The sequence below is a fragment of the Sphingomonas nostoxanthinifaciens genome (assembly GCF_019930585.1).
GTDB lineage: Bacteria > Pseudomonadota > Alphaproteobacteria > Sphingomonadales > Sphingomonadaceae > Sphingomonas_I > Sphingomonas_I nostoxanthinifaciens.
Genome location: NZ_CP082839.1, coordinates 3,589,266 through 3,613,017 on the forward strand (window position 1 = coordinate 3,589,266; position 23,752 = coordinate 3,613,017).

Below are 23,752 nucleotides of genomic sequence, written 5' to 3' on the forward strand. Positions count from 1 at the left end.
AATGGCCGACGACAACGAGGAGCGCGTCGTCTGCGCCGACTGCGTTGGTGAAGCCTATCTCAAGGCCGAGATCGAAACGACCGGCGAGGAACGTGAATGCTCGTTCTGCGGCTTTGACGGGTCGGTCGTCAACGTCGTCGATCTGGCCGGGTGGGTGAGCAGCGCTTTCGAGGCGCACTATATCCGGACCTCCGATCAACCGGACGCTTTCCAATCCGCGATGCTTGGCGACCGCGAGAGCGGCTACGAATGGGAGCGCGACGGTGAGCCGGTCCTTGAGGCGATCCAGGGTGCGGCCTCGATCGAGCAGGAGGTGGCGCAGGAAATCCTCGACATCCTCGCTGATGAGCATGGCGACTGGGATTCAGCCATGGCCGGCGAGGAATGCGAGTTCGATCCCGAAAGCTATTATGAGCGCAAAGGCCCGAACGATATCGAGTTTCAGCTTGAATGGCGCAATCTGGAACGGTCGCTGAAAGGCGAGACGCGGTTCTTCAACAAGGTCGCCGAGAGCCTCCTCGATCGCATCTTCACCGGCATCGAGGGCTTTCGCACGCGCGACGGGCGGCGCGTGATCCGCCATGCCGGGCCGCTCACCGAACTCGAACAGTTCAGTCGCGCCCGCGTGTTTCATTCGGACAACAGGCTCGGCGCCGCGCTCGAGCGTCCTGACCGTGAGCTCGGACCGCCGCCGAGCGCCGTAGCGCTCGGCGGCCGAATGAACGCGCGCGGCGTCTCACTGTTCTACGGCGCCACCCATGCAGACGCGGCCTTGTCGGAGGTTAGGCCGCCCGTCGGCAGCCGCGTGCTAGTCGGAAAATTCAATGTCATACGGCCGCTGCGTCTCCTCGACATTGATGCGCTTCGCTCCGTCTATGTGGAGGGAAGCGTCTTCGACCCGACCTATATGGCGCGTCTGGAACTGGCGAAGTTCATGGAAAGTCTTAGCGCCCGCATGACGATGCCGGTCATGCCAGATGACGAGCCGACCGAATATCTGATCACCCAAGTCATAGCCGACTATCTGGCGGCAAAGCGCGACCTCAACCTCGACGGCCTCCTCTATCCATCCGTACAGCAGCGGGGCGATCACCAGAATGTCGTCCTGTTCAGGCGCGCATCGCGGGTCAGAAACATCGACCTCCCCCCGGGCTCGGAAGTGTCGGCGATGCTGGGATCCTTCGACGAGGATGGACCGTCACCAGATTACTGGGTGTCTGAGAGCGTGCCTCCGCCCGAGCCGCCAAAGCCGGCCCCAGGCGGGCAATTCTGGCCTGCCACTTATCTCGACCCCTTCGCCGATCCGGGCGACGTTCGCGAGCCGGCCCTGGCGGTCGTCATGAATGCGCTCCAGGTTCATCATGTCGAATCCATCAAGTTTCGCACGGACACGTTCGATGTCCGCCGCCACCGGACCGAGAAGCGGCCCTCGAAACTCCGCGGCGCACAGGATTTTTGACGTCTGACCTAAGCACCAGCGCTGCGTCGTTCTAAAGACCGTCGTTCCGGCTGTCGCCGTTCGTTCAACGCGCCCTGAGCGGCCTGACGCAATCCGAATGACCGCTCTTCTCAGGTTACGACGTTCGCGCCGCCAGAAGCGAACGACCGACTGTGTTCGAAAGCGGCCGGGCGACGTCTGTGTGTCGGATCTTGGCGCACACCATCGCCCTATGATCCGGTAAGATCGGAAGGCGATCTAGTGGCAGACGGTAGGTCAAAATTGCCTGCCGAATTGGGCCAAAGCAGCTTTGCCTCGAAACGGCGTTAGAAAGTGGGATGGCCGCAGATGGGAGGCTCATGGAACCATCCCACCACAGCTGCCCAAACTACTAATAAGCAGCTCATTTTAAACGAAAAATCGGAGCCATCAGCTAAATCTGTTCATGCTGGTCTCGGCACTGATGGGCATCGACCGGATGAAAGCGGCTTACGCTTATGCCATCGAGAATGGCTACCGGTTCTACTCCTACGGGGATGCCTCGCTGCTCTTGCCGTAAAGGGCTTTCGGTGGGAGCCTTACGGAGCGCGTCTTCATGGGAGACCGAAGCGGTGACGATGCGGCAGCGACGGGCGTTATCATTCGCTTGGCTGCGTCCGTGAACGGGTAAATTTCAGCGTCAGGAGATCGGATCCGATCAACTGGCCCCCCGATGGTTACGCATCCGCCGCCGCGTCGGCGATCGCCGTGACGGCCCTCATCCGTATCGCCTCGGCCGGCATCATCAGATTGATCATCACTTCGTCGGTGCCGTAGGCGTCGGCGAGCGCACGCAACTGTGCGACGACGGAGGCGGCCGTGCCCGAGATCAGTCTGCCGCGATTGCGCGCGCGCACGGCGACTTCGTCATTGCTCCAGCGATGCTCGCGCGTCGTCTCGATCGATGGCACCCGGTCGAACGGCCGGGCGCTTTCGGCATGCGCCAGCCAGAGGTGAAACGCGTCCGCATAAGCGGCGGCCTCGGCCTCGGTCTCGCCGACCGCCACAAACACCGCGACGATCACCGTCGCCCGCTCGGAAAAAACGGTCGGGCAGAACGCCGCGCGATACGCCGCGCAGGCGCGTGCGCCGCGTGCAGTCGGGTTGATGAAATGCGCGAAGGTGAAGCCGAGCCCCGCCTGTGCCGCAAATTCGGCGGTCCCGCCCGACGCGCCGAGGACGAAGGGCTGCGGCGGTTCGGCAGTTTCGGGCAACGCCTTCATCCCGGCGTAAGCAGAGCCGGGCGGGTGGTGGCCGGTGAGGAATCCCAACAGATCGGCGACCTTCTGTGGATAGGGACGCTGCTCGCGCTTCTCGTCGTTGAGCGCCAGCGTCGTGCGCTGGTCGCCGCCCGGCGCACGGCCGAAGCCGAGATCGATCCGCCCCGGGAACAGCGCCTCGAGCAGCTGGTAATTCTCGGCGATCTTGAGGCTGCTGTAATTGGGCAGCAGCACGCCACCCGAGCCGACACGGATGTGCGCGGTCGCCGAGGCGATGCGCGCCATCAATATCTCGGGGCAGTTGCTCGCCGTGGCGGCGATGCCGTGATGTTCAGAAACCCAGTAGCGCGCAAAGCCGCACGCTTCGGCGTGCTGCGCCAGCCGCACGGTCGATGCAAAGGCATCGGTGGCGGTCAGGCCCTCGTCCACCGGGGAATAATCCAGGATGCTCAGTCTCACGGCTTCGGCCTTTCGGTGCGGGAGACGGGGCTTCGGGGTAAGGCTGCGCGGGCGAAATCAGGGTCTGCCAGCGCCCTGTCCCTGCCCGCGGAAAGGGAGGTCAGCTCTTCCAGACGACCTCGAGCTGGCTGCCGGAAATCCGCCAGGCGCCGTCGATCCGGCGATACTGATCGGCGTAGATTCCCAGCAGGAGCAGTGGATTCGGATCCGGCTTCGGCGCGGTCTCGAAGTCGATCAGGCAACAGCGCCCGGTCGCCTCGTCTCCCGCCAGGGTGACCTCGTGGTTGGTGATCGCGTGCACGAACGGATAATGCTTCCGTCCATCGCGATCATAGAGGCGGTACGCTTCGGCAAGATCGGCCTTGATGGCGGGCAGCCCGGCCATCTCGCCGCCCAAGACCGCGACGACCGCGTCGGGGGTGAACACCCGGTCGAACCCCTCGAAGTTGCCGCTGTCGAGGCAATGCGCGTATCGCATGCGCAATCGCCGGATTTCCTCGATGTCGAGCAGCGCGGCAAGCCGGCTGTCGATCGGTGTGCCGCCATCACGCATCCTGCTTGGCCTCTGCTTCGGCCCAGGTCGGATAGTCGGTATAGCCCACCGCCCCGGACGCGCCGTACCAGGTCGAACGATCCGCGCTTTCGATCGGCCGATCGTGCCGCATCCGCTCGACGAGATCGGGATTGGCGATGAACGGGCGACCGAAGGCGATCAGGTCGAGTTCGCCGGATTGCAGGGCCTGTTCGGCGCTTGTCGCGTCGAAGCCGCCGGCGGCGATCAGCGTGCCGGTATAGGTCGTGCGGAACGCGGCGGCGAAATCCACCGGCATCTTTTCGGCGCCGATCGTCAGCTGGTCGCTGAGATGGACGTAAGCTAGGCCGCGCTTCTCGAACTCGGCTGCAAGCGTCACCCAGGTCTGTGCCTCGTCAGCATAAGGCGCCATGCTGTAGAGCCGGCCGAACGGCGAGATGCGCACACCGAGCCGGTTGCTGCCGACTTCGGCCGCGATCGCATCGAGCGTCTCGAGCATGAAGCGAAGCCGGTTTTCGATCGAGCCGCCATAGCGGTCGGTGCGCTGGTTGAGGGCACCGTTCACGAACTGCTCGAACAGATAGCCGTTGGCACCGTGCAGTTCGACGCCGTCGAAGCCGGCATCGATCGCGCGCCGCGCGGCGCGGACGAAATCCTGGGTGATGCGTGCGACCTCCCCGGTTTCCAGCGCACGCGGCGGGCTGGCGTGGACGCGGGCCGGCTGGCCATTCTCATCGCGGGCGAACGCCCAGACATCGGCCCCTGCCGTCGCGGCGGACGACACCGGCGCCTTGCCGCCCTCCTGCAGGGAGACGTGCGAGACGCGTCCGACATGCCAGAGCTGCGCGAAGATGCGGCCTCCCTTGGCATGGACGGCATCGGTCACGCGGCGCCAACCCTCGGCCTGTGCCTGGGTGTAGAGGCCGGGGTTGAACAGGTAGCCGCAGCCCTCGGTCGAGACGGGCGCACCTTCGCTGATGATCAGGCCGGCGCTCGCGCGCTGGCTGTAGTAGAGCACGGTCATATCGTCGGGAACGGTGTCGGCAGCGCGGGCGCGGGTCATCGGCGCCATAACGATGCGGTTGCCAAGGGTGAGGCCCGCGAGATCGAAGGGCTCGAAGAGTTTGGTCATCAAAACTGTCCTCACAGGGGGCGCGGATCGAAATGCTGTGCCGCATACGCGCAGATCGTGATGTAGCCGTGCCTTTCAGAAAGATAATCGCCTTGAGCGGACGACCACTTCGTCCCATGGTTCCGGAATGGAACCACAGGACCGATTTGCCGGGCTGACCGAGTTCGTCGCGACCGCGCAGTCGGGAAGCTTCACCGCCGCCGCCGCGTCGCTGGGGGTGACGGGCTCCGCCGTCGGCAAGAGCGTGTCACGGCTGGAGGCGCGCATCGGCGCCAAATTGCTGCATCGTACCACGCGGCGACTGACCCTGACGCCGGAGGGACAGGAGTTTCTCGATACCTGCCACCGGATCATGGACGATCTGGCCGGGGCGCAAATCGCCATCACATCCGGGCGCGACACGCCGGTGGGGACGCTGCACCTCAATCTTCCGGCCGCGTTCGGACGGCGTCACATCATGCCGGTGCTGCTGGGGCTGACGGCGCAGCACCGGCATCTCGATCTGTCGGTGATGTTCACGGAACGCACCGCCAACGTGATCGACGAGGGCGTCGATCTTGCCGTGCGGATCGGCGCGCTCGGCAACGATTCCGATCTCACCGCCAAACGCCTCGGCACGCAGCGCCTGCTGATCTGCGCAGCACCCGGCTATATTGCAGCTCACGGTGCGCCGACCAGCGCAGACGAGCTTCTCGAGCGCGATTGCATCATCGGCTGGCGCCGCATTCCCCGGCCGACCTGGCTGTTGAAGGACGCCTCGGGGGCATTCGTGCCGCAAGAGGTGAAGGTGCGACACGAGTTCAGCGACGGCGAAGCGCTGGTTCAGGCGGCGGTTGCCGGACAAGGTCTTTGCCAATTGCCGACCTGGCTGATCGGCGATCACCTGGCCACCGGTGCATTGGTTCCGGTGCTCGACCAATTCGCCGGTGCAGAAATGCCGATCCACGCCGTATGGCCGACGTCGCGCTATCTCCAGCCCCGATTGCGGATCGTGATCGACGCTCTGGCGGAGGCAGCGCAGCAGGCCGGATCGGGGTTCACACCGTGACGCCCGATCGGCCGGCGGCTCTACGAAATCAGATCGACGTCTGCCCGCCATCGATGACGAGTTCGATGCCGGTGAAGTAGGACGCATCGTCGCTGGTGAGGAACATCACGGCCTTACCGACCTCTTCCGGCCGTGCGCTGCGACCGATCGGAATCCGTGCCAGGATCTCCGGACTGTTGACGATATCCTTCGTCATCGGCGTTTCGATCAAGCCGGGATGGACCGAATTCACGCGGATGCCCCGGGTGGCGTAATCGACCGCCGCCGTCTTCGTCAGCAGGCGGATCGCGGCCTTCGAGGCCGAATAGCCGGGATGCGTGTTGGGGAAGGCGACAAGGCCGCACACCGACGAGATGTTGACCACTCGTTGCCCGATGGCTTTATCGCCAAGCCTGAGTGAAATCGGGCAACGACGCGGAAGCGGGCAGATTGTCTAAAATCGATACGCGATCGACCCCCGCGCACCGAACTGGCCATAACCGCCGCCGGCCTCTCCGAAAAGATCGGCGCCAATGCGCAGCGCGTTGCTCAGCTTCCACTCAGCGCCGCCCTCGACGCGGAGCGCGTTCCGGCCGAGCCCCGTGCCGACGATGCCGAACGATGGGGTCGTCCCGACGAGCGCGGCATGCTCGATGCCGGCAACATTGCCCCAGTTGCGCTGATAGGACATGGATAGGCGGGGCAGCAGGCTCGTACCGCCGAGCGCGATGTCGCCGGACAGCTGCACGCCAGCAGTCGCGGTCTCCACGCTCCGGTTCGATCGGGCGACCGCGAGCGCCACCGCCGTGCCGCTCTCGGTGAAGCCGTCGCGATGGACCCGCAGGTACGAGGCCCCGACGAACGGCGCGATCGACGCGCCGCCGAACGTCACGGCATAGGAGACCTTGCCGTCGAGTTGCACGACGTTCGCCTTGTAATGCGCGCTCTCCGCGCCGCCGAGGCTGCCGAGATCGACCGAGCGGCGCGACCGCACATCGTGCCAGCTGTAGCTTGCACCGCCATAGAGCTGCAGCGCATCGCGGCCCCAGCCGACATAGCCGATCGCCAGCTTCGAGCGGATGTCGGCATGGCTGGCCCGCCCGACCAGCCCGAGATCGCCGTCGACATAGCCGCCCGCGACGCCGGCGCGCAGCCCGTCGCGCCCGATGTCGATCCCGGCGATGCCGCCTTGCTGATCGTTGAGCGATTGCGCGACGCCGTCCCCGGCCCGGCCTTCGATCCGGTCGTAGAGCGCCTGCCCCCACACGCCGATCCCGTCGCCGCCGTCCGCCGCATGCTGCAGGGCGACGTGCATCGCCTGCTGGCTTTGCAGCAGCAGCGTCGTCGGCAGGCTGGCATGGATCTCGCCGGACAGCGCCGAGAATGCAGCCCGCGCGCCCGGCGCCGACAGGCCCAGCACGACGTCGTAGATCGGGTTGCCGAGCCCCAGCGGCTGAATGACGCCGGCGACGCTCGCCTGATTGCGATCGGTCGCGATCGACGCGAAGCTCACGTCGTTGCGGGCGAGCAGCAACGTGACGCCGTTGGCGCCGTAGACGAGATCGGGCGTCAGGAAGGCGAGATTGCTCGACACGCCGTCGAACGTGCCCGTCACGCCGCCGGCCGCCGTCAGGATCCGATAGGATGTCAGGTTCGCATAGGTGCCCGACGCGTCGGCGCGCACCGCGACCTTGCCGGCGAGCGCGGCGCTGCCGCTCGCGTTGATCCGGTCGGCCTGCCCCGCGGCATTGGCCTCGACCAGATAGGTCGAGCCCGGCGCGAAGGTGAGATTGCCGGCCACCGTCTGCGTGCCGATCGAATTGCCGGGCGCATAGGTGCCCCCCGCCGCGATGGTGACGGCACCGACCGTGCCGGTGCCGCCAAGCGTGCCGCCACTGGTGACGGTCACCGGCGAGGCCAGGCTGCCATTGACCGACAAGATGCCCCCCGCGACGGTCGTGCCGCCGGAATAGCTTTCATTGCCGGTCAGGACGAGACGGCCTGCCCCGCTCTTGGTAAAACTGCCGCTGCCGGTGATCGTGCCGGCGAAGGCCGTGTCGCTCGCCTGGTTCACCGTCAGCGCGCCGTTGGCGATCGTGATGCTCGCCGCGGCATTGGTTCCCGAGAGCGCAGCGACGGTCTGGGTCAGGCCGGACAGATCGAGCCGGCCGGACCCGGCGAGGATGAGCTGGCTGCTCGCCGCCGCCGGCGCCGACAGCTTGATCGCGCCGCCCTCGATGTCGGTGGTGCCGGTGAAGGTATAGGCGCCCGCGAAGGTGACGGTGCCGGCACCGAGCTTGGTGATCAGGCCCGATCCGCCGACGGCGCCGACCAGCGCATAGTCGTCCGAGCGGTTGAGAAGGAGCGTGCCGTTGTCGGTGAGATTGCCGGCAAAGGTTCCTGCCGTGCCGCCGGTGCCGATCTGCAGCGTGCCGCCGCTTCGCGTCGTGAAATTGCCCCCCTGCGTCCCGGTCAGCATCACCGTGGTGCCGCCGTCGATCGTCGTGCCGCCACTCTGGCCAAGGCTGTTCGCGCCGTCGAGCAGGACTGTTCCCGCGCCCGTCAGCAGCACGTCGCCGGTGCCCGAGATCCGCGTCGTGCCGAAGGTCGAACCAGCGGAGGTCGCGCTGCTGCGCACGACCAACGTGCCGTTGTCGACGATCGACGGCGCGGTCGCACCGGCGAGCCCGGTCGCCCCGTCGGCATCCTCCAGCGTCGCACCGCTGGCGATCGTCACATTGTTCGCGAAGCTGCTGCCGCCGGTGGCGGGCGCGGTCCAATAGCCGCTCGCGACCGTCAGCGCGTTGAACTTGCTGAAGCTCGCGATCGTCTGGCTCGGCGTCGCCGTCGCGATCGTGCCGGCGAGCGTGGCGGTATTGTTACCCCCGCCGCCGTCGATCACGCCGCTGACGATCGATCCGGTACGAAGCGTGACATTGTCGTCGCCATAACTCAATTGAACGGCGGTGCCAGCGCCGCCGGAGATCGTGCCGCTATTGTCCAGACTGGCCGCGAAATAGCTCGTGACCGCCGCCGCTGATGTGCTGACGAGCGTGCCGCTGTTGGTCAGGCTCAGCGACGTGGCATTGTTATTGTAGGAATAACCGAGCTGCACCGCCGTGCCGGCGACGTTGATCGTCCCCTGGTTGAGCACCTGCGCGACGTTGGCCATGCCCTGCGCCGTCGCGCCGCCCGCGGATTGGGTGATCGCGCCGGTATTGACCACCGCCGCAGCCCCGGAAATGCCGATCGCCCCGTCGAGCTGGATCGCGCCGCTGTTGGTGACGAGCATCCCGCCGGCGACGGCCGCCAGGCTGGGGCTGCTGGATTGCCGATCGACGACCGTGATCGTGCCGCTGTTGTTGAAGCTGTCGCCCGTCCCGAGCGAGACGGCGCCTGCCGCATAGCTGCTCGCCGCCCGCACCAGACTGATGGCACCCGCGCTGTTGATGGTGAGTTGCGAGGTCTGGTTGTACGCTCCGGGATAGCCGATCGGCGTCGTGGCCTGGATCGCCGGCGTCGACGTGGTCGATATTGCCGCGTTCAGATTGACCGTGCCCGACCCGGCCAGTTGCAGCGTCTGCGTCCGCGTCGCCGCCGCGGTCAGCGACAAAGTGGCCCCGCTGTTCACTTCGTAGCTCACGTCCTGGAACGAGCCGACCGGCCCCAGCACCGCCGCCGCGTCCGCCGAGACGCGATAGCGCAGCGCGGAGCCGGCGCCCGCCGTCACCGTGCCGGTGATCCCCGCAAAGCTTCCCGGCCCGCTATTGTTGATATCGGTCACGAGCAGCGAACCGGCGCCCAGCGTCAGGTTGCCATTCAGGATGCCGCCCGGCAGCGCGATATATCGCTGGTTGGCGCCGCTGAACACGCCGGTCAGCGTCACCGATCCGTTGATCGTGCCTGCGTTGACCACCGTCGAGTTGAAGACCGATGCGGTGACGGCGTTGCCACTGCCGTTTCCGACGACCCCGCCGGCGGCGTTGATGAGCGAACCATAGGCATCGAGCGCGACCGCCGTGCCCGTCGGCGCGGTCGCGATGATCGTGCCGGTATTGGTCAGGTCGATGCTGGTCGCGACGCCGACCGTCGCGCCCTCGATCCGGCCGCTGTTCGTGGCCGGATTGCCGCTGTTGCCGCTCACCGCCACCGCGATGCCGCCCGTTGATCGCACGAGCCCCCGGTTGACGAAATAATTGTCGAACGCGGAGACAGCCGTGCCCGTCGCGACGATCGTGCCGGTATTGGTGGTCGTCCCGTTGATGGATGTCTGAATGCCGTTGCCGACGACGTCGATAAGCCCGCTGTTTGAAACGGTCGCGACGCCATCCAGCGCGAGCGCGGCGATTCCGTAAGCTCCCCCGCTCGCCCGGATCGATCCGTTGTTGGTGAAGGCGGCAGCCCCGGAATAGATCTGGCTGGTGAATGCCTGTCCGGTGAACGTCAGCGCGGTATTGTTGACGATCGAACCGGCACCCGCGAACGTGTCGGCGACCAGCGCGATGGTGCCCGGGGCCACGAAGCCGTTGGCCAGCGTCACCGTCGTCCCGGCGCCGGCTTGAAGCTGGAGGTTCTGGAAGCCGCTCGGCAATTGCAGCGCGGTGGCGATCACCGTGTCCTGTGTCGTCTTGATGCGGACGCTGTTGGTGCCGCCCCCTCCGTCGATGGTGCCGCCGATCCCGGTCACCAACGCGGGCGTGCCGGTGTAACGTGCGACGAGGACATCGTTGCCCGCGCCGAACATCACGTTGCCGCTGATCGTGCCGGCCGTGGAGTCGACGACCGACGAGGTGCCGCTCGCACCGGACGCCACGATGACGTCACCGACGATCGAGCCGGCATTGGTGAGTGTGAGTTGGCTCGTCACGGACAGGGCTGTGCCGCTGGCTGCCAGGATCCGGCCGCCCGCCTGATTGGTGATCGACAGCGTGTCGCCGCTGATCGCGGTGCCGCTGCCGCTATTGCTGATCGTGCCGCCGTTCGTGATCAGCATGTTCTGCGAGATGGGGATGCGCACCGTGGCCGTCGACGCACCGGACGTGATCGTACCGGTGTTGGTCCACGTGCCGTAGCTTGCATAGGAGTTGTAGGTCGTGCCGACATCGACCGCGCTGTTGGCTCCGCCATCGATGACGCCGGCATTGTTGATTACACCGACCGGCCCCACGATCGCACCGATCGTGCCACCGGCGCGATTGGTAATGGACGCGAACGCGCCGAACCGCGGATTGTCCACGCGAAGCGCGACGCCGCTCGTGCCCGTGAGCGACCCGCTATTGACGATCGTGGCAACCGCTTCGCCGCTGCTGTTGCCGCTGCTCTGCATCAGCACCACGGCATTGGTGCCGCCGACGCTGGCGCCCGCCGCGACCGTCAGCGCGAGATTGGCCGTGCCGAACGACGATCCGCCCGGGACGCCATTGTACAGGGCGATTCCGCTCGTGCCGTTGCCGGCGACCTGCCCGGAGACGATGACCGACTCATAGTTGGTGTAGGCGACCGGCGCGTTGATCGTCAGCGCGGACGTCGTTGATGCGCCGACCAAGGCCCCCGCGGCGACGTTGACGGTGCTGTTGATCGTCGTGACCGCCAGCCCGTTTGTCGTCACGCCCGAGCAGGTGGTCACGCCGCCGGCAACTGTGGGATTGGGCGCACACTGCGCGAAGGCTGGCGCGGCCAGAACGATCGAAAGCGGAAAGATGCTGGCTCCGGCGAGCGCGCGGATGCGCTGCCGCTTACAAAGCCCGTTAATCGTCATTGTGCCCCCACACGCGCTGAATAGCCGATGAACGGATATACGGGGTGTCTCTTCGTTGTCTACGCTCCGTCTGGCTGCCTTGCAGATGATCAGCAAAGGCGAGATCTGGCATGGGAGGCTGCTGCTGCCGACATCGAGCGACGACTTCGGTCGGATACTATTTGTCAAATGCGCAGCATTGGTCGCGCCACGGATGGCTAAGGCGCCATCTAGTCGCTTCATGTCGACACTCCGTCAGGAAGCCGCCATGAAAGTATAGTCGAGGCTTGATGAAGCGATTTACCGCCTTCGATCCGGCGTCGAATTGCTTCGGCGCCACCTCCGAAGGTTCCCAGTCTTAACTATGTGCTAGGAAAAGCCGTCTCCGGCGAGGTGCCCGTGCTCGATCGAGAGCAACAGACGCTTGCTCGCTTATCGCGGAACGTCTTGGATCGGTCACTGCCAGTCGGCGCCCGACCAGCTGTAAGGCGGCCTGCCCTTTACGATTCTGATGCCAAGCTCATTTTCCGGGCCCGGCAAGCCGGCGATAATGCGGAACAGATTTGCCCACGCCGACGGTTTTCCGCACCTCGGCGCGGGCGACAAGGAAAAGCCTCGGCCAATCGAAGGCTGCTTGCATGCCGCAACGCGCCTGCAATTGCGGCCCGGCCGGGCAGACGTCGGCCTTAACGCCGTCGATGCTTTCCGCCGTAGCGATGGCCGATATAGTCGCTGAGGCCGGTCATGATCGTCGCCGCCTCGCTGGCTTCCCGATCGCAGCATGGCAGGGGGTCGTGGCTCGGATCGGCGGCGCGCGCCTTCACCTTGACGCACAATTCCTCGATATCCGCACGCGAGAGGATGTTACGCTCCCGCAGCAGGCAGAGCAGGCTCTGCAGGATCACGATGCTCTTGTCGGTGGTGCCGACAGCGTTGTCCGTCAGGCTTGCGATGCCCGCTTCGGCGGGGCTGCTCTCAAAGTGGACGATGGACATGGACCTCTCCTTCCGGGGGGAAGGATATGCCTCTCCGCGTCCGCTGCAAGCGGAGTCTTTGATATGTCATGCGGGCGTCGCGGCGGCGCCTGCCCTGCTATTTCAGGCCGCCGCCGAGCGTTCGATAGAGCGTGATGAGGTTGCTCGCCTCGGCCAGCCGGGTCGAGACCAGGGTCTGCTGCGCGGCATATGAGGTGCGCTGCGTGTCGAGCGTGGTCAGAAACGAGTCGACCCCCGCGCGATAGCGCGCCGTGGCGAGCTTGGCCGCGATCTCCGCTGCCGCCGCCTTGCGCTGCTGCGCGTCGATCTGCTCATGGATCGTCCCGCGCGTCGCGAGCGCATCGGCCACCTCGCGAAACGCAGTCTGGAGCGTCTTCTCGTAGGTCGCCACCGCCACGTCGCGGCTGGCCTTGGCGTAAGCCAGATTGCCCAGGTTACGCCCGTAATCGAAGATCGGCAGAACGGCCGAGGGTGCGACCGTCCACGCCTTCGTCCCGCTGTCGAACAGGCTCGACAGTTGCGGCGCGATCGTGCCGATCGAGGCGGTGAGCGAGATGGTGGGGAAGAAGGCCGCGCGCGCCGCGCCGATATTTGCGTTCTGGGCCTTCAGCTGATCCTCGGCCTGCAGCACGTCCGGCCGCTGCTGCAGCAAGGTCGAAGAGATACCGGCGGGCAGATCCGAGATCGTGAACGCGCCCAGCGTGGCGGGCAGCAGCTCGGTCGGCACGGTGGTGCCGACCAGCAGGTTCAGCGCATTCTGATCCTGCGCGATCTGCGAGCGGAGCACGGCGGTATCGTTGCGCGCATTTTCGTAATTGGTTTCGGCCTGCCGCGATTCCAGCTCGGAGCTGGTGCCGATGCGGAACTGCGCACGGGTCAGCTCGAGCGTGTCGGCATAGGTCTTCAGCGTCTGCTCGGAGATCTTGAGCTGATCCTGATCGGCCGCCATCGTCGCATAAGCGGTGGCGATCTCGCCGATCAGCATGATCCGCGTGGCGCGCGACCCCTCTTCGGTCGCGAGATACTGGTCGAGCGCGGCCTTCGTCAGGTTGCGCACCCGGCCCCACAGATCGAGCTCGAACGCGCTGACACCCAGCCCGACCTGATAGATCTTGATCGTGTCGGACGTGGTCGTCGCACTGCCCGTGGTCGTGCCGGTGGTGACGCCGGTGCCCGTGCCGGTCGTGGTGCCCGCGCCCGCGCCGGTCGTGCCGGTGCCGGTCACGCCGGAGATGCCGTAGGGGCTGTTGGTGAAGGTGGCCGAGGCCTGCCCGCTCACCGACGGCAGAAGGTCCGCGCGCTGGACATGATATTGGGCGCGCGCCTGCAGCACGTTGCCGGCGGCGACGCGCAGATCGCGGTTGTTGGCCAGCCCCAGCGCGATCACCTGGCGGAGGCGATCGTCGGTGAAGAAATCTTGCCAGCCGATGTGGGTCGGGTCGGGCGCGGCCGCATCGGCGACCGGATAGGTGCCGCCGCTCGGCAGGGTCGCCGGCGCGGCATTGGCCGATCGAACATGCTTGGGCGCGAAATCGCAGCCCGCCAGCAGGAGCGGCGCGAGCGCGGCAAGCGCGAGGCGGGTCGGCCGCGCGCTCATGCGCCCTGCTCCGCCATCTGGCCGTCCGGCGTCGCAGCCCGCTTCTTGTCGTGGCCGAACAGGCGGCCGACCACCACGAAGAACATCGGCACGAAGAAGATCGCGAACATCGTCGCCGAGAGCATGCCGCCGACCACCGCGCGACCGATCGCATTCTGGCCGCCCGCGCCCGCCCCGGTGGCGATCGCGAGCGGAAAGACGCCGAACACGAAGGCGAGGCTGGTCATCAGGATCGGGCGCAGGCGCAGCTTGGCCGCCTGGATCGCCGCATCGAAGGTCGTCATGCCGTCCTCCTGCATCCGCTCCTCGGCGAACTCGACGATCAGGATGGCATTCTTGGCCGAGACGCCGATGGTCGTGATGAGGCCCACCTGCAGGTAGATGTCGTTGTTGAGCCCGGTGATCCACGCCGCGAACAAGGCGCCGACGACACCCAGCGGCACGACGAGCATGACCGCGATCGGCACCGACCAGCTCTCGTAGAGCGCCGCGAGACACAGGAACACGATGACCAGCGACAGCGCGTAGAGCGACGGCGCCTGACCGCCCGACAACTGCTCTTCGTACGACAGGCCGGTCCAGCTCAGGCTGGTCCCCGCCGGCAGCTTGGCCTGCATCTCCTCCATCGCCCGGAGCGCCGTGCCCGAGCTCTGGCCGGGCGCAGGCGTGCCGAGAATCTCCATCGCGGGCTGGCCGTTATAGCGGGTCAGCGCGACCGGCGCGTTCGACCAGCTCAGGCTCGAAAAGGCCGAATACGGCGCCATCTTTCCGTTCGTGCCGCGCACGTAGAAGTCGGCGAGGTCTTCGGGCTTCATGCGATAGGGTTCGTCGGCCTGGACGTAGACGCGCTTCACGCGGCCGCGATCGATGAAGTCGTTGATGTAGCTGCCGCCCCACGCGGTCGAGATCGTGCTGTGCACGTCGGCGATCGACAGGCCGAGCGCGGAGGCCTTGTCCTGGTCGACATCGATCTTCAGCTGCGGCGCATCGTCGAGATCGTTGGGCCGCACGCCCGCGACGCGCGGATCGGACGCGGCCATGCCGAGCAACTGATTGCGCGCGGCGCGCAGCTTCTGGTGGCCGATCCCGGTCTCGTCGACGAGCTGCATGTCGAAGCCGGTCGCGTTGCCCAGTTCCTGGACGGCCGGCGGGATCAGCGCGAAGATCATGCCGTCATGCCACTGGCTGAACACGCCCATCGCGCGGCCGACGATCGCCTGCGCGCGGTTCTTGGCGCCGGGGCGCTCCTCCCACCGCTTGAGCGGGATGAAGATGATGCCGGCATTCTGGCCCTGGCCGGAAAAGGAGAAGCCGCTGATCGTGTAGACGCCCTGGATGTTGCCGGCTTCGGTCTTCAGGAAATGGTCGCGGGCCGTGGCCAGCGCCGCATCGGTGCGCGCCTTGGTGGCGCCCGCGGGCAGCTGGGCGAGCGCGATCGCGACGCCCTGATCCTCGTCGGGCAGGAAGCCGGTCGGCAAGCGCGTGAACAGGAAGACCATGCCGGCGACGATCAGCGCATAAGCGAGCAGCGAGCGCCCCCAGCGCGAGGCGGTCGAGCGCACGCCGCGCTCATACTTCTCCTGGCCGCGGTCGAAATAATAATTGAAGCCGTTGAAGAAGCGCGCGAGCAGCCCGTTGCCCTCGTGCTTCGTCGGGTCGTGCGGCTTCAGGATGGTCGCGCACAGCGCGGGCGTCAGGATCAGCGCGACCATCACCGACAGCGCCATCGCGGAGACGATGGTGATCGAGAATTGTCGATAGATGACGCCGGTCGATCCGCCGAAGAAGGCCATCGGCAGGAACACCGCCGACAGGACGAGCGCGATACCGACGAGCGCGCCGGTAATCTCGTCCATCGATTTTCGCGCCGCCTCGCGCGGCGAGAGATGTTCGGTGACGATCAGTCGCTCGACATTCTCGACGACGACGATGGCGTCGTCGACGAGCAGGCCGATCGCCAGCACCATGCCGAACAAGGTCAGCACGTTGATCGAATAGCCGGCGATCTTGAGCACCGCGAAGGTGCCGAGCAGCACCACCGGCACCGCGATCGTCGGGATCAGGGTCGCCCGCCAGTTCTGCAGGAACAGGAACATGACGAGGAAGACCAGCACGACCGCCTCGAGCAGCGTCTCCACGACCTGACGGATCGACAGCCGCACGAACGGCGTCGTGTCGTACGGGTAGATTACGTGGACGTCGGGCGGAAACTGCTTGGCGATCTCGTTGACGCGCGCCTTCACGAGCGCGACGGTATCGAGCGCGTTGGCGCCGGCGGCGGGCTTGATCGCGATGCCGGAGGCCGGCAGGCCGTTCCACTTGCCCTCGAAGCCGAACGTCTCCGCGCCGATATGGACGCGCGCCACGTCGCGGATGCGCACCACCGATCCGTCGGCATTGGACTTGAGCCGGATCGCGCCGAACTCGTCGGCGGTCTGCAGTCGCGACGCGACGGTCACGGTCGCGTTCAGCATCTGCGTGGCCGGCGCCGGCGCCTGGCCCAACTGCCCGGCGGAGACCTGGGCGTTCTGCGCGGTCACCGCCGATGACACGTCGGTCATCGTCAGGCCGTAGGTCTGCAGCTTCAGGGGATCGACCCAGATGCGCATCGCATATTGGCTGCCGAAGACCTGGGTATCGCCCACGCCGTTGATGCGGCTGACCGGATCCTGGATCTTCGAGACGACGAAGTCGCTCAGGTCGTCACTGTCGTGCAGCTTCGGATTGTCGGAATAGAGGCCGACGAAGATCAGGAAGTTCTGCGTCGCCTTGACGACGCGGATGCCCTGCTGCTGCACCTCCTGCGGCAGGAGCGGGGTCGCCGCCTGCAGCTTGTTCTGCACCTGCACCTGGGCGATGTCGGCATTCGTGCCCTGCTCAAACGTCAGCGTGATCGTGACCGTTCCGGCCGAGCTGGAATTCGACGAGAAGTAGCGAAGGTTATCGATGCCCTTCAGCTGCTGCTCGATGATCTGGGTCGTCGTGTTTTCAAGCGTCTGCGCGTCGGCGCCCGGATAGGTCGCGTTGATCGCGATCGTCGGCGGCGCGATCGCCGGATATTGCGAGATCGGCAGCTGCGTGATCGCGATCGTGCCGAGCAGCATCAGCACGATGGCGATGACGAAGGCGAAGATCGGCCGATTGATGAAGAAGCGCGACATGGTCGATCCGTTCGCTTACTTGGCCGCTGCCGGCTGGCCGGCGGCGGGCGCATCGGCCGGCTTGCCCGTATAGGGCGCGGGCGTCACGGGCGCGCCGGGGCGCAGCATCATGCCGCCCTCCACGATCACCTTGTCGCCGGCCTTCACGCCGTCGCTGACGATCCAGTCGTCACCGGACGTCCGGCTCGTCGTGAGCTGGCGAAGCTCGACCTTGTTGCCGGCGCCGATCACCATGACGGTGGGATTGCCCTTTTCGTCGCGGGAGACCGCACGCTGCGGCACGAGCAGTGCCTGTGCCTGCGTGCCCTCGACCAGCTCGGCGCGCGCATACATGCCCGGCAGCAGCAGCCGCTGCGGGTTGGGGAAGGTCGCACGAATGGTCTGCGATCCGGTCGTCGCGTCGACGGTCACGTCGGCGAACTGGAGCGTGCCGGCAAACGGGTAGGTGCTGCCGTCTTCCAGCTTCAGCTGGACGCGCGCGCCGCTCTTGCCGTTACGCGCGACGTTGCCGGCGAGGATCTTCTGGCGGAGCGCCAGCACCGCGGCGCTCGCCTGGTTGACGTCGACATAGACGGTGTCGATCCGCTGGATCGTCGTCAGCGCGTCGGCCTGTCCGGTGGTGACGAGCGCGCCCGGCGTATAGGTCGACCGGCCGATCCGCCCGGAAATCGGCGCCTTGATCTTGGTGCGTTCGAGATCGATCGTCGCGGTGCGGAGCGCCGCCGTCTGCGCCGCGACGTCGGCCTCGGCCTGGCCGGCGCTGGTCTGCGCATTCTCGTAATCCTGCTTCGAGATCGCGTTGATCGCAACCAGCTGGCCGTAGCGTTGCGCCAGGTTCCGGCTGGAGTTGATCGCCGCCCGCGCCCTGACGAGTGCCGCGCGCGCATTGGCGACGGCCGCCTCATAGGGCGCCGGATCGATCTGATAGAGCGCCTGCCCCTGCCGGACCTCGTCGCCTTCGCGGAACAGACGGCGCAGGATGAGGCCATTGACCTGCGGACGCACGTCCGACGTCTCGAATGCGGCGACGCGGCCGGGCAATTCGGTGGTCAGCGACACCGTCGCCTCCTTGACCGTCACATAGCCCGCCTGCGGCGGCGGAGGCGGCGGTGGCGCCTTCTTCGCACAGGCGCCGAGCGCGAAAACGAGCGAAAGTAGGACGAGACGAGACTGCATCTGGGATTTCCGGTTGAATCGCGGCAGAAGGTGTGAATAGTCGTTCACAGTTCATATCGCCAGTGGAATTGTTGCAGTGCGGTCATTCGGCTCGATCGTCGCGAGCGACCAGGAAGACGCCGGGGCGTCCGCGCCCGACCTGATCTGCGGGCTTTCGTCGCGCGCGATCGAGCGCCGCCGTCGCGTGACGGACGCCGCGCGCACCCTGTTTTGCGAACATGGCTTTCACAACACCGCCATCGCCCAGATCGCGGAGGTGTCCGGCATCAAGGTCGGGCAAATTTACCGCGATTTCGATGGCAAGGACGCGATCGTCGCCGAAATCGTGCGTGGCAATCTCGCGAACCTTCCCGGTCAGGATGCGCTCGCGCTGGCCATCGCCGCCGCCGATCCGGGCGCCATCCGGGCATGGATCGCCGGCTTCGTCGGGCACGAACTCAATCCGCAGGATCGCTACCTGCTCCCCGAAATCATCGTCGAGGCGGGTCGCAACAATCGGGTCGCAGCTTTGGTCGGCAGCGTCGGTCGCTGCATCCGCGAAGGGCTCGATACCGCGTTGATGGCGCTGGCGCCCGGCGACGCGAAGGCCGATCAGCGCCGCGCCGTCGCCGAACTGATCCTCACGCTCATGATCGGCCTGCCGCTGCATCTGCTGGCCGTCGGCGGGCTCGACACTGCCGAGACCGGGCAGCGTTTTTCAGAGATGGTGATGCGCGAACTGGATCACCTCGCGGCCTAGTCTCGCCAAGGCCTCGTTGGGGCCTGAGCGGCGGCGCAATTCAGGCCGCCGCCTGCGACTCGCAGTGCGACATCCGGGCCGCCTGCGGATCTTCGCCCGCCGACGCGATCCGGTTACGTCCGCGCGCCTTCGCCGCATAAAGCGCCATATCCGCGTTCGCCAGCAACGCCGCGAGGCTCGGCCGCCGGCCGTCCTGCTCGGCCACGCCGATGCTGACGGTGGTGCGCACGGGCATGCCGTGCCCGGTCAGCGTCACCGTCGCGGCGAACCGCTCGGCAATGGCCTGCGCGATCCTTCGTGCCTGCCCGCCGTCGCAGCCCGGCAGCAGCGCCGCGAACTCCTCGCCCCCGATGCGCGCCAGGATGGTATCGGAACCCACGATGCCGTGCGCGGCCGTCGCGAACGACTTGAGCACCTCGTCGCCGATCGCGTGGCCGTGGCGATCGTTGATCGCCTTGAAATGATCCAGGTCGAAGGCCAGCAGCGACAAAGGCCGGTCGGTGCGATCGACCAGGCGCGCGCCCTGTTCGAAAAACCATTCGCGATTGCCGAGCCCGGTCAGATAATCGGTGCGCGACCGCGTCAGGAGCCGGTTGTGCGCTTCCTCGCGGATCATCGCGAGCAGCGCCATCGGCAGCACGACCGAGTACAGGACACCGCCATACATCGTCACCGCCGCCGCGATCTTCAGCGCGGGTAGCCCGTAGACCTCGAACAGGATCGGCAGGATCAGCGCCCTGGCCGCATAAAGCAATGCGTGGCAGCCGCTCACCACCACGACGACGTGACGCGATCGCATGTCGCGCAGCTGCCTGGCCAGGCCAACCTCGATCGCCGTGGCGCCGCACGCGACGGCGATCGGGAATGCAGAGGCATAATCCCAGATCGCATTCTGCGCGCGCACGCCGCCGAACGCCCAAAGCGCCGCCATCGCGGCGACGGTCGCGATGGACGGGCGACGATAATGACGGCCGCTCAACGAGGCGACCGCGTCCAGAATGAGCAGATAGCCCGACAGGATGATCAGGTTGCTGCACGGCCGATTGAACGCACCGAGCACAAGGTCATGACTGGTCGCGAGCAGGCAGCCGACGGCAATACAGATGTAGGCCGCCGCTAAACCGCCCAATGTCTGGCGGCGCTCGGGGTGCCCATGAAGCTCCCACAGCGTCAGCCCTGCGCTGACGAGCAGCGTGCCCACGGCGAGCAGATAGAGCGTGGGGAGATCGATGTGCATTCGGGCTGTCGTTCGCGTGCGGAGCTAGCCCGAAATGTTTTAATCAAAGGTTAACGCGCGGGCCAGCCGACCGTCGTCGACCCGGCGGCGGGCGGCGCAACGGCCGGCGCTTGATCCGTGGTCCGGGGTCTAGCCGATCATCGCGCGGATCTTCTTCGACAGGACGTCGATGACGAACGGCTTGGTGATCATGTCCATGCCCTCGGCCAGAAAATCGGCGCGTACCGCCGCGCGCTCGGCATAGCCGGTGATGAAGAGCACCTTGAGCCCGGGGCGGAGATCGCGCGCGACCTCGGCCAGCTGGCGCCCGTTCATGCCGGGCAGGCCGACATCGGTGACGAGCAGGTCGATCCGCGGCATCGCCCGCAATTGCGGAATCGCTGCGTCCGCGTCGCCGGCCTCCTCGACGCCGTAGCCCAGCTCGGCCAGCACGTCGCGCACCAGCATGCGGACCGCCGGATCGTCCTCGACCAGCAGCACCTGTTCACCGGGCGTGGCCGGAATGCTCGTCCGCTCGCGCGGCGCGGCGGCATCGGGCGCGCGCATGATGCGGGGAAGGTACAGCTTGACCGTGGTGCCCCGGCCGACCTCCGAATAGATCTGGACGTGGCCGCCGGACTGCTTGGTGAAGCCGTAGATCATCGACAGGCCGAGCCCGGTCCCGGCGCCGATCGGCTTGGTCGTGAAGAACGGGTCGAACGCCTTGTCGATCACGCCGGGCGTCATGCCGGTGCCCGTGTCGGAGACGCCGATCACGACATAGTCGCCCGGTGCTAGGTCGCGCACCGTCGCCGTGAAGCTCGCGTCCAACCGCGTGTTCGCCGTCTCGATCGTCAGGCGGCCGCCGTCCGGCATCGCGTCGCGCGCGTTGATCGCCAGGTTCAGAAGCGCGCTCTCCAGCTGGTTCTGGTCGGTCCGCGCCGCCCATGTGTCGGCATGCAGATGCACCTCAAGCTCGACATGATCGCCCAGCGTCCGGGCGAGCAGTTCCTCCATGCCGACCACCAGCAGGTTGACGTCGACCGGCCCGACGTCGAGCGACTGCCGGCGCGAAAAGGCGAGCAGCCGCTGGGTCAGCCCGGCGGCGCGCAGGGCCGAGGTCGATGCCGCATCGATGTAGCGATCGACGCGATCGTGACGCCCCTCCGCGACATGGCGCTTGAGCAGTTCGAGCGAACCGATCACGCCGGTGAGCATATTGTTGAAGTCGTGCGCGATGCCGCCGGTGAGCTGGCCGACCGCCTCCATCTTCTGCGCCTGGCGAAGCTGTTCCTCCGCAAGCGCCAATGCGGCGGCGCGGGCATTGTCCTCGGTCGCGTCGCGGCCGACCGCGACGATGAAGCCCTCGCCGGGGCCGGCCGTCCACACGATATTGCGGTAGCTGCCGTCGCGATGGCGGTAGCGATTCTCGAACCGCGCAAAGCTCGTCCCACGCGAGACGCCATGCGCACCCGCGACGGTGTGATCCAGGTCGTCGGGGTGGATCAGGTCGAACAGGCTCCGTCCGACCAGTTCCGTTTCGTGCCAGCCGAGAATGCGGGCCCACGCCGGGTTGGTCGCGATGATGCCGCCGTCGAACGCGGCCACCAGCATGAGGTCGGTCGAGAGCTGCCACAGGCGGTTCCGATCCTCGGTCCGCCGGGCGACCTCCTCCTCCAGCGACGCGTTGATCGCGGCGAGTTCGCGCACATGATCCTGGCGCGCCCGTTCGAGCCGCGCGCGTTCGGTCGCCACGCGCACCCGCTCGGCGACTTCGCGAATGAAGACCAGTTCGGGCGTGGTCCACGCGCGCGGCGCGCGCTGGCTGACGAACTGGAGCGCGACGAACCGCCCCTGCTCGAACAGCGGCATGTTCACGAAGGATCGCGCCGAGCGTTCGATCAGCGCCGCGGCGTAGGACGCGGTGCGTCCATCCGTCTCGGCATCGTCCACGATCACCGTCGCGCCGTGCTTGAGGTCTTCGATATAGGAACCGAAATCGCGGAACCGCACCATGCCGACGAGGCTGTCGGTTCCCGGCATGGTCCAGTCGCGCGCCACGGTCAGCGTCTCGCGCTCGGCGTCGACCTCGCCATAGCCGACCAGATCGACGTGCAGCGTGGTGCCGAGGAGTTTGGCCGCCTCGAACGCGATATCCTGCGGATCCAGCAGATCGCGCGTCAGATCGGTGAGGCGAAGCAAAGCGGACTGGAAGCGATCGCGATCCTCGAGCGCGACGCGCGCCGTCACCTCGTCCGTGATGTCGCGCGCCGAGCCGGTGAAGCGGCGGAAGACGCCGTCCGCGTCACGCTCGATCCGCCCCTTGCGCGCGATCCACCGCGTCTCGCCCGTATCCACGCGGCGGATCCGGTATTCGACGTCAAGCGGGGCACGCCCGGCCGCGCGCGACGCAAGATCCGAAACCTTGGCGCGATCCGGTGCGAGCACGAGATTCTCGAACACCGCCGCCGGCATCTCGTCGGCTGCGGGAACGCCGTACAAAGCGCAGAATGACGGGGTCGGCCGGATGACGCCGTCGGGCGTCACCGCGAACAGGCCGATGCCGCCGGCCTCCTGCGCCCGGTGCAGCAATTCCTCGGCCTCCGCCCGCTTGCGGTCGCCCAGCACCTTGGCGGTGGTCTCGTTGGTGAGGATGAACAGCCCGGCGACCGCGCCGTCGGATGCGAGGATGCGCGAGTAGGAAAAGGTCCACCAGGTTTCGGCCGCGCCGCGATCGGTCGCGAGCGTCCACGGAAGGTCGATGAAGCGCGTGCTGCGGCCGGCGAAGGCGTCGTCGATGATCGGCTTGGCCTGATCCCACGCATCCGCCCACACCTCGACGAACGGCGCGCCCATCGCCCACGACAGGCGCGGCCCCAGCAGCGGAAAATAGGTCTCGTTGAAGAAGAAGGTCAGGTCGTGCTCGCCCCACGCCAGGATCATCGATTCGGGCGAGTTGAGGATCGTGCTGAGCGATATCTTGAGCGTCTCGGGCCAGCCCTCTGGTGCGCCCAGCGGGTGCCCGGTCCAGTTCCGCGCGCGGATCAGGCGCGTCGCCTCGCCGCCGCCGGCGAGGAATCGCAGGGCAGGCGGCAGGTGATCGGGCTCGGAAACCAGAAGACGCCCTCTCTAGCGGATGCCGGAAGAGAGTTGGATAGTCGACGCCGGCGCAAAAGCCCACGCCGGAAATCCCCCGTTTACAAGCTGCTGCATCCCGTCACCCCCCGATCGCACCAATCTGCCCTGCCGATGGGATCGATCACGGGGCGACTGCCGTTCGGTAA

Annotated in this window: 14 protein-coding genes and 2 pseudogenes; 5 read left to right on the plus strand and 11 right to left on the minus strand. The window is 66.7% G+C overall.

What is annotated here, in order from left to right:
* Position 1: 1 nt before the first annotated feature.
* Together K8P63_RS17055 and K8P63_RS17060 are read left to right on the plus strand one after the other, a co-directional pair.
* Positions 2-1,459, plus strand: a complete 1,458-nt coding sequence (locus K8P63_RS17055) for an RES family NAD+ phosphorylase (protein WP_223797198.1) — start codon at positions 2-4, stop codon at positions 1,457-1,459.
* Between the two features lie 418 nt (positions 1,460-1,877).
* A pseudogene (locus tag K8P63_RS17060) lies at positions 1,878-1,997 on the plus strand (S-adenosylmethionine:tRNA ribosyltransferase-isomerase); the annotation flags it as partial.
* 157 nt (positions 1,998-2,154) lie between these two features.
* Here the strand turns inward: K8P63_RS17060 and K8P63_RS17065 are convergent.
* The 3 genes from K8P63_RS17065 to K8P63_RS17075 form a co-directional block, all read right to left on the minus strand.
* Positions 2,155-3,156, minus strand: coding sequence for an MsnO8 family LLM class oxidoreductase (locus K8P63_RS17065; RefSeq protein WP_223797199.1), 1,002 nt, complete (start codon positions 3,154-3,156; stop codon positions 2,155-2,157).
* Positions 3,157-3,256: 100 nt separating this feature from the next.
* Positions 3,257-3,709 carry a nuclear transport factor 2 family protein gene (locus K8P63_RS17070; RefSeq protein WP_223797200.1) on the minus strand — a complete coding sequence of 151 codons (453 nt, stop codon included), beginning with the start codon at positions 3,707-3,709 and terminating at the stop codon, positions 3,257-3,259.
* Positions 3,702-4,820: an alkene reductase gene (locus tag K8P63_RS17075; protein ID WP_223797201.1), complete on the minus strand. Its 1,119-nt coding sequence runs from the start codon at positions 4,818-4,820 to the stop codon at positions 3,702-3,704. Before K8P63_RS17075 ends, K8P63_RS17070 begins: the two co-directional genes overlap by 8 nt.
* Before the next feature lie 127 nt (positions 4,821-4,947).
* Here K8P63_RS17075 and K8P63_RS21060 point away from each other — a divergent pair.
* Positions 4,948-5,085: pseudogene (locus K8P63_RS21060) on the plus strand (LysR family transcriptional regulator); the annotation flags it as partial.
* A gap of 12 nt (positions 5,086-5,097) precedes the next feature.
* Positions 5,098-5,868, plus strand: a complete 771-nt coding sequence (locus K8P63_RS17080) for a LysR substrate-binding domain-containing protein (RefSeq protein WP_263282654.1) — start codon at positions 5,098-5,100, stop codon at positions 5,866-5,868.
* A 28-nt stretch (positions 5,869-5,896) separates the two neighbouring features.
* On the opposite strand, the gene K8P63_RS17085 is transcribed toward K8P63_RS17080, so the two are convergent.
* The 6 genes from K8P63_RS17085 to K8P63_RS17110 all read right to left on the minus strand — a co-directional run bounded on the left by K8P63_RS17085 (position 5,897) and on the right by K8P63_RS17110 (position 18,513).
* Complete coding sequence (locus K8P63_RS17085) at positions 5,897-6,232, minus strand: SDR family NAD(P)-dependent oxidoreductase (RefSeq protein ID WP_223797203.1); 336 nt, start codon at positions 6,230-6,232, stop codon at positions 5,897-5,899.
* A gap of 69 nt (positions 6,233-6,301) precedes the next feature.
* Positions 6,302-11,827 (minus strand): beta strand repeat-containing protein, encoded by a 5,526-nt coding sequence (locus tag K8P63_RS17090; protein ID WP_223797204.1) that lies wholly within the window; start codon positions 11,825-11,827, stop codon positions 6,302-6,304.
* Between the two features lie 443 nt (positions 11,828-12,270).
* The gene (locus K8P63_RS17095) at positions 12,271-12,579 is read right to left on the minus strand and encodes a hypothetical protein (RefSeq protein ID WP_223797205.1); all 309 of its coding nucleotides are present in this window, start codon (positions 12,577-12,579) and stop codon (positions 12,271-12,273) included.
* A 97-nt stretch (positions 12,580-12,676) separates the two neighbouring features.
* Positions 12,677-14,176: an efflux transporter outer membrane subunit gene (locus K8P63_RS17100; RefSeq protein WP_223797206.1), complete on the minus strand. Its 1,500-nt coding sequence runs from the start codon at positions 14,174-14,176 to the stop codon at positions 12,677-12,679.
* Entirely contained in the window at positions 14,173-17,337 is a 3,165-nt protein-coding gene (locus tag K8P63_RS17105; protein WP_223797207.1) for an efflux RND transporter permease subunit, read from the minus strand. The genes K8P63_RS17100 and K8P63_RS17105 overlap by 4 nt, the downstream gene beginning before the upstream one ends.
* Positions 17,338-17,352: 15 nt before the next feature.
* The gene (locus tag K8P63_RS17110; RefSeq protein WP_223797208.1) at positions 17,353-18,513 is read right to left on the minus strand and encodes an efflux RND transporter periplasmic adaptor subunit; all 1,161 of its coding nucleotides are present in this window, start codon (positions 18,511-18,513) and stop codon (positions 17,353-17,355) included.
* Between the two features lie 76 nt (positions 18,514-18,589).
* Between K8P63_RS17110 and K8P63_RS17115 the strand changes: the two genes are divergently transcribed.
* Positions 18,590-19,252, plus strand: coding sequence for a TetR/AcrR family transcriptional regulator (locus tag K8P63_RS17115; RefSeq protein ID WP_223797209.1), 663 nt, complete (start codon positions 18,590-18,592; stop codon positions 19,250-19,252).
* A gap of 40 nt (positions 19,253-19,292) precedes the next feature.
* Here K8P63_RS17115 and K8P63_RS17120 read toward each other — a convergent pair whose 3' ends face one another.
* Complete coding sequence (locus K8P63_RS17120; protein WP_223797210.1) at positions 19,293-20,489, minus strand: GGDEF domain-containing protein; 1,197 nt, start codon at positions 20,487-20,489, stop codon at positions 19,293-19,295.
* Positions 20,490-20,618: 129 nt separating this feature from the next.
* Positions 20,619-23,411 carry a PAS domain-containing protein gene (locus tag K8P63_RS17125; RefSeq protein ID WP_223797211.1) on the minus strand — a complete coding sequence of 931 codons (2,793 nt, stop codon included), beginning with the start codon at positions 23,409-23,411 and terminating at the stop codon, positions 20,619-20,621.
* Positions 23,412-23,752: the final 341 nt, after the last annotated feature.